Consider the following 6429-nt stretch of genomic DNA (forward strand, 5'->3'; position numbering starts at 1 on the left):
GCCCCACTTTCATGCCCTGCCGACCAGAAGATCACCCGACCGAGTCGGCAGACTCGAACTCACGATCACCAAGATCGATAGAGCAACGGCTAGTTTGAGCCAGCGCTGCACGGTGCGCTGGGAGACGCCCAGTTCCTGGGCGAGCCGCTTGGTGGAGCCCTTGGCGCCCCTGAGCAGGAACCGCGTCCGCGCGGCCGTGGACCGCGGGATCGGGCGGGTGCGCTCGGCGCGCTCCAGGCCCTCGTCGATCTCCCCCATCGGGAACATCCTTCCTTGCGTGGTGATGGCAGTGGCGGTAGTGGGGGCCGCCCGGCAGCGGGCGCCGGGCGGCCGGGTTCAGCCGATGCGGGTGAGGGGGTGGCCGCGGTCGTCGGGACCGCGGTGTAAGCCGGCTCCCCCGCGGGCGTGGACCCGCGGCAGCGCCAGGTCACCACCGTCGCTGGTCGGGATGTCGTTCCTCACGCCGCCCTGGCCGTCCCGCCACAAGGCCGTGCGGTCCTCGCCCGGCGCGACGGTGCCCGCGGCCCGCGCGGCGCCCGCCGCCGGGCGGCCCTGCCCGGTCCGCTCCGCCCGCACCCGCGGCTTCGGACGGCCCCAGGCGGCCGATCCCGGCCTGGTTCGGTGCCGGTAGGCGGCGGCGAGTTGCCCGGCGCGCGAGCCGTGTTCCACGGGTTCCCTCCCCTGCTTGCGGCCACCGGTCGACGGCCCGCTCCTGCTGGTCGTGCGGGCCGGGCCCGCGAGGTACGGGCCGGCCCGGGCGGCTACTCGTCGGCGGACACGTGACCACCGGTCTTGATGTGCCGGGCCGGGTTCGCGCGGTCGGCGAGCAACTCGACGACCTCCGCCATCGGCCTGCTGCCCTCGAACTTCACCAGGCCGGGCGACACCCCGAGGCGCAGCGAGGTGGTGAGGGTGCCGTCGGGGAGGGCGAGAATGTCGAGGGCGCTGGGGCCGGGTGAGGCGAAGACGGCGCAGTCGGAGAGTACGGCGAAGGCGTGCAGGCCGGTGTCGGCGGCCATCTTGCGGAGTTTGCGGTGGAGGTTGACGGTGGCGGTGTCGATGACGAGGGCGCGCATGAGCGGGTCCCAGGTGGGCCGCTCCAGGGCCGGCCAGCGCTCGCCGGGCTTATAGCCGTGGCCTCGGGGGCGTTCGCGCATCTTGCCGATGGCGCCCTTGGCGGTCTGCTTGATCGCGGTCAGCACCGCGAGTTCCGCCGGATCGCCGGTGGACTTGATGGCGGCCATGGCGTCCAGGAACGCCACCGGGTCGCGGTCGGCGAGGGTGAGCGGCACGCCGAGAGCGGCCATCGTCTCGACGTACGCCGCGCGGAGCCGCTTGTGCCACGGGTCGAGGTAAGGGCCGTGCTCGTGTCGCAACCTGCCCTCCAGCGGCTGCGGACGGGCGCCGAGTTCGGTGGCATAGGCGACCTTCGCCGTGGAGTACCAGGCCGGCCCGGTCGGGCGGGAGCCGTCCGCGGTGAACGGGGAGGGGAGCAGCGGGTTCGTCTCGACGCCGGACAGGTCGACCAGCCAGGAGCCGGGGAGTTTCGGGTCGAAGGCAGGGTTCAGTTCGTGGAGCAGGCCGGACAGCGGCAGCGTCAGGCGACCGGCGGCGAGGAAGGCCATGTTGACGTCCAGGCCGACCGCGAACGGCGCCGCTTGCTCTTGCTGTGCCAGTCCCACGCCTCGGTCACCAGACGGGACAATGGCCACCTGCAGGTGCAATTGGCCAGAGCGGTCAGATGTGCTTGATGGGTGACCACCGGATGTGGCGGGCCTCCACCCCTGACTGGCAGCCGTCGCGGCGGGGCAGTCATCCCTGGGCACCGGCGAGCTCGCGCCAGGGGCCGGATCCGTTCGGAGTGGGGGGCACGTAGTGCATGATCAACTTCTCGGGGGTCGCTACCGGTTGGTGCGGCTGCTCGGCGAGGGCGGTATGGGGCAGGTCTGGGAGGCCCGGGACGAGACGCTGGCTCGACCTGTGGCGGTCAAGGTGATCTCGATGTTGGCCGGCGGCGGCAGCCGCGGCGACGACGCCCGGGCCAGATTCCTGCGCGAAGCGCGAATAACCGCGCGCCTTCAACATCCCAACATCGTGACGATCCATGACCTGGGCGAAGCAAGGATGGACGAGGGGACGGCACCGTTCCTGGTGATGGAGCTGCTACGCGGTGAAAGCCTGGATGCGATTGTGCGGAGAGGACCTGCCTCCCTGTCGCAGGCGGCCTACTGGGGCGCCCAGATCTGCGGTGCGCTGAGCGGCGCCCACGATGCCGGAATTCTGCACCGGGACATCAAACCGTCGAACATATTCGTCACGCCTTCTGGGGTTTTGAAGGTTCTAGATTTCGGCGTCGCGCGGGCGGCCGATCCCTACGCGACTGCGGACCGGCTCACGCAGACCGGCTTCATCGTCGGCACGCCCCCATACATGGCACCTGAACAGGCCCGCGGCTTCCCCGAGGCACGCAGCGACCTCTACGCGCTCGGCTGCGTGCTGTTCGAACTCATCACGTGCCGGCTCCCCTTCCAAGCACCCGACACCCTGGGCTACCTCTCTGCTCACCTCATCCAGGAGCCGCCCGCTCCCAGCTCTGCAACTGCGGACATCCCGCCCGCCTGGGACGGGCTCATCCTCACCCTCTTGCGCAAGAACCCGGAGCAGCGGTACCCGAACGCCGCCGCCGTCGCACAAGCACTACGAGACCTCGACCACGGATCGCACCTCGCCCCGTGGCCAGGCAGTCCCACCCATCCCGTCACGGTGCGCGCTACGACGCCGATCGAACCAGCGGCCAGCTACAGCAAAGCCCCCACTCGACCGGATCGCCCGCCCACAACACCCGCTGCCGGCACGGACCCATCATCACCCAACAAGGACCGAGCGAAGCTGAAGCGATTCGGCCCCCCGATCGCCACTTGGCTGATCTTCATGGTGATCGGCAGCATATTCGCATTCGAATTCATCCTGCCGACCCTCCTCATCATGCATATTCTAATGACCTTAATCATGCTATGCACAATTTCCTTGCAGCCTTCCTCTCGCAAGCTTTTGCGAGGAGCCGGCTATACGGCTGCCACCTTGTTTATCGCATTCTTCGCACTGGATACAGTCATGATATTCAAACACGAAATGTACCATGGGATAGCGGCATTCTTGTCCGCAAGTGACAGTCCAGCTTCAATCCGGTCGCTGATCCTCTACGCCTGCAGCGCACTCGCCGTCATCTTGTACGTGCAACGCGAGATCACGACTCGGAAAGCTCGGCGCCCGCAAGCCCCCGTCGGCCTCGACCAACAAGGGTGAGATTCCCATGCCCACTCTCGGACGGCACCAACGTCGTCCCGAACGATGATGGTGGCCCGATCAAGGGCACTGCGCGAGCCGATCCTGGTTTCAAGCTGGCCAACTACCGATGTGAGAACTGGCCACCTCCGCTGAACCCAGACCTCCCAGCTAGGTACAGCGCACGGCAGTGTGGCCCCCTCCTCAGGTTGAACTCGCGATGTCGGTGATCAAGGTCAGCCGAGGAAGGGCTGTGGCATCCTCGTGCGCGTGATGGATGCCCCGAATGATGGCTGGTCGTTTGCAACAACGCGGGAGCCGGCCCGATTCGGTGCCTGCGAGGTGAACGGCGTTCCCGGCGTCGAGCATGCGGTGGGCGCGCGCGGGACGCTGTGCGGCGTCTCGGCCCGGCATACCACCTGCTATCTGCATCTGTTCGTTCCCGAGGCCCTGCAGTCGTGCCGACGGTGCCGCCAAGAGGCTGAGGCAGCCGGGCGCCGCAGCCGGGCGTCCAGGAGCGCCTTCACGGCCGAGTCCTGGACTCGGCTCAGGGAGCGACGCGTGACGAGTTGCTCGCCGCCCTTCGCATGGGGGCGAACGTCCGCTTGTGGCCCGGCCAGGCAGCCGTCGACGAGCTGAGGCCGGTACTGGATCTTCCGTAAGCCGCACCTGGCCGCCCGTACGAGGAGGTCCGGGTCGGCGAAGGTGACGTTGGCCGGGAATCCGCGCCGCAGAAGCGACCAGAACGCACTCGCCGCCGCCGGGCCCGGCATCGCGGCCGTCGCTCTCCTGCGGGTGGCCGACGAACCACAATCCTCGCGCGCACGACGTGCACGCGCCTTGGAACCCGGCCCCCGCGACCCTGGCCCGACTGTGGTTGCAGTTGTTCATCAACCTGCGCCACTGCGGCAGGGACGGACCAGTCCCGGTCAGGAGCGCGCGAGCCCTTCGAGTTCGCGCTCGATGGCACGGGCCGCCGCCTGCGCGGCGCGCGTGGAGCGTTCCTCGGTCAAGGCGACGAAGCGGGCGATGACGGCGGACTCCGACTCGCTGAACAGCTCCTGCGTCTGCGCCGCCGCGTCACGCACGCTTGCGGCCTGTGCCCCGGCCCGCCGCGCTTCGACGTGTTCCGGCGCCACGACGTTGATGTAGCCGGCGGCGGCCAGGCGCCGCAGGCCTGCGCGGGTGGCGTCCGCCGGCATGTCGAACTCGCGGATGAACCAGTCCACGTCGCCCTGTTCCCCGCACACCTCGGCCAGCCACAGGCACCGCATGTACAGGCCGAGATCGGCGAGGGAGAGGCGGCTGTCCGTGATGGGCGCGTGCCCCACGGAGAGGGAGTAGCCGGGCACGCCGGTGTTCGCGTTGATGGTGGTGATCTCATCCATGGGAGACATCTTCGCGCAGCCGCACCTCCTGTCAGGACCGCGGTGCACCGTCGTCCGCTGTCTGGGCCAGCGCGCGGCAGCCCCCTCCTGGTTGCGGATCGCCGGTCCCCTCGACGTGCTTGCGCAGCATCTCCGATCGGCCTCCGATTTGTCTGCGGACAAAGCGGGTTGTCCGGCACTCACCTGGCCTTCGACGGTTCGCCGTTGATGGACAAACAGGCGGACCGGATGGTGGGACCACCGACGATTCCACGGGCCCAGGACGGAGCCCGGTGCGAGGGGCACGCGATCCGAACACTTCCGACGGAGGGTCGGATGCCGGGGCGCGGTCACCGTACGGAATCGACTCTGTGAGGAGGAAGCGATGAGGAAGCTCAAGACCGCGGCGGCGGCACTGATCGCGAGCGGCGCCCTGCTGCTGGCGGCCCCCGGCGTGGCATCCGCCACCGAGGTCCACCAGTACCTCGGAAATCTGGAGAACCCGGGCGCGAGCGGCGACAAGTGGAGGAGCACGGTCAACGCGACCGGCCGCTATAACACCTCCTGCACCACCGTGAGCGGCTACGGGGGTGCGGGCGGCTGGTCGCCGAACGGCTGGTTCAGCTCGATCCGGCGGGCGAGTGACCAGTCCGGGGCCTTCTGGAGCTCCGACCACTACGGCAGCGGGCGGTACTGCATCGACAACAAGGACCTGGGCAGCTGGGGCGAGTACTACACGCGGGTGACCGCGAAGCACACCACCGCGCTCGCGGGGATCAGCGTCGATCACTACGCCTGGTAACAGAACGTACCGCGCGGCCGTCCCGTCCGGAACACGGAGAAAGGCGATATGAAAGACGCTCCAGCGAGGCCGGTGCGCTTCGCATTGCTCCTGCTCGCGTTAGCAGCCGCCGCGGTCGCTGGCTGCTCCACGCCGCACGGCGGATCCCCGAAGGCCCCGTCCGGCTACCGTCCCGTGGCGTCCGGCGAGACGGTCGGACACACCTGGCAATTGCTCCGCGGTGAGAACGGTGAGGGGATTTCCTGCCTGATGGTGAAGGTCGACCTGCTGGAGAGCTCCGCCGACTGCGGAATGAGCCTTGAGGTCGCGCCTTTCAACGTCGCGGTGCAGAGATTTCCGGACGGCTCGACGGTGGCCTTCGGCATCGCCAGAAAAGAGGTCACCGCCGTCCGCGTGGAACGGCGGGGTGCCGCGGAGGACGTGCCGGTCGTCGGCACGCCCTCCGCGGAAGGCCCGAACTTCGTGGTCGTCCTGGGGACTCCCGGCGATCCGGTCAGTGACATCTCCTCGACGGGGCCGGACGGCAGGGAGTACTCCGCCCGGGACAAGCTGGCCGAGGCCAACGGTGAAGGTGCGTGAGGGCCGGACCCGAAGGCCGAGGGGGAGTCCCTGGACGACACCCGGTTACTCACCCCAGGGGCCGGAGGCCGCGGCAGGTTCCATGACGGTGACCCCGTCGGCCCGGCGTTCGTGCAGGAGTTCGCCGCCGAGCGTGTACCGGAGAGCCGCTGGTCGTCGGTCGTGGTGTCGGCCAGGGCGCCTTGGCCGAGGCGGCGGCGTCCGGCCAGCGCCGGCCGCGCGGGGACGTCCGCGGCGGCGGGTTCCAGGAACGGCGCCCGCTCGATCGCGAGGAGCCGGGGCCGGCCGTCGGCCGGGGCGCCCTAGGGCACGTATTCGGTCGTGATCAATGGGTTCGAGTGAGGTCCTTGATCCAGATCATCGCGCCACGGAGGTGGAGGCCGGCGAGGTAGCTTT

Annotated in this window: 7 protein-coding genes; 3 read left to right on the plus strand and 4 right to left on the minus strand. The window is 69.2% G+C overall.

Going from position 1 to position 6429, the window contains the following annotated elements:
* Window positions 1–9 precede the first annotated feature (9 nt).
* The 3 genes from ABZ495_RS36600 to ABZ495_RS36610 form a co-directional block, all read right to left on the minus strand.
* Window positions 10–258 (minus strand): helix-turn-helix domain-containing protein, encoded by a 249-nt coding sequence (locus ABZ495_RS36600; protein WP_359840300.1) that lies wholly within the window; start codon window positions 256–258, stop codon window positions 10–12.
* 78 nt (window positions 259–336) lie between these two features.
* Window positions 337–669 carry a hypothetical protein gene (locus ABZ495_RS36605; RefSeq protein WP_359840302.1) on the minus strand — a complete coding sequence of 111 codons (333 nt, stop codon included), beginning with the start codon at window positions 667–669 and terminating at the stop codon, window positions 337–339.
* A 92-nt stretch (window positions 670–761) separates the two neighbouring features.
* Window positions 762–1682, minus strand: coding sequence for a hypothetical protein (locus tag ABZ495_RS36610; protein WP_359840304.1), 921 nt, complete (start codon window positions 1680–1682; stop codon window positions 762–764).
* A gap of 193 nt (window positions 1683–1875) precedes the next feature.
* Here ABZ495_RS36610 and ABZ495_RS36615 point away from each other — a divergent pair, with 193 nt between their 5' ends.
* Window positions 1876–3306, plus strand: coding sequence for a serine/threonine-protein kinase (locus tag ABZ495_RS36615; protein WP_359840306.1), 1431 nt, complete (start codon window positions 1876–1878; stop codon window positions 3304–3306).
* Window positions 3307–4214: 908 nt separating this feature from the next.
* Here ABZ495_RS36615 and ABZ495_RS36620 read toward each other — a convergent pair.
* Window positions 4215–4673 carry a hypothetical protein gene (locus ABZ495_RS36620; protein WP_359840308.1) on the minus strand — a complete coding sequence of 153 codons (459 nt, stop codon included), beginning with the start codon at window positions 4671–4673 and terminating at the stop codon, window positions 4215–4217.
* A gap of 364 nt (window positions 4674–5037) precedes the next feature.
* On the opposite strand from ABZ495_RS36620, the gene ABZ495_RS36625 reads away from it, so the two are divergent.
* Both ABZ495_RS36625 and ABZ495_RS36630 read left to right on the plus strand, forming a co-directional pair.
* Window positions 5038–5454 (plus strand): hypothetical protein, encoded by a 417-nt coding sequence (locus tag ABZ495_RS36625; protein ID WP_359840310.1) that lies wholly within the window; start codon window positions 5038–5040, stop codon window positions 5452–5454.
* A gap of 48 nt (window positions 5455–5502) precedes the next feature.
* Window positions 5503–6033 carry a hypothetical protein gene (locus tag ABZ495_RS36630; RefSeq protein WP_359840312.1) on the plus strand — a complete coding sequence of 177 codons (531 nt, stop codon included), beginning with the start codon at window positions 5503–5505 and terminating at the stop codon, window positions 6031–6033.
* Window positions 6034–6429: the final 396 nt, after the last annotated feature.

The sequence above is a fragment of the Kitasatospora sp. NPDC005748 genome, assembly GCF_040630735.1.
In the GTDB taxonomy this organism is placed as follows: Bacteria; Actinomycetota; Actinomycetes; order Streptomycetales; family Streptomycetaceae; genus Kitasatospora.

Coding starts and splice junctions, on each gene's coding strand:
- ABZ495_RS36600 (WP_359840300.1), bottom strand. CDS start 258: ATGGGGGAGATCGACGAGGGCCTGGAGCGCGCCGAGCGCACCCGCCCG.
- ABZ495_RS36620 (WP_359840308.1), bottom strand. CDS start 4,673: ATGGATGAGATCACCACCATCAACGCGAACACCGGCGTGCCCGGCTAC.
- ABZ495_RS36625 (WP_359840310.1), top strand. CDS start 5,038: ATGAGGAAGCTCAAGACCGCGGCGGCGGCACTGATCGCGAGCGGCGCC.
- ABZ495_RS36630 (WP_359840312.1), top strand. CDS start 5,503: ATGAAAGACGCTCCAGCGAGGCCGGTGCGCTTCGCATTGCTCCTGCTC.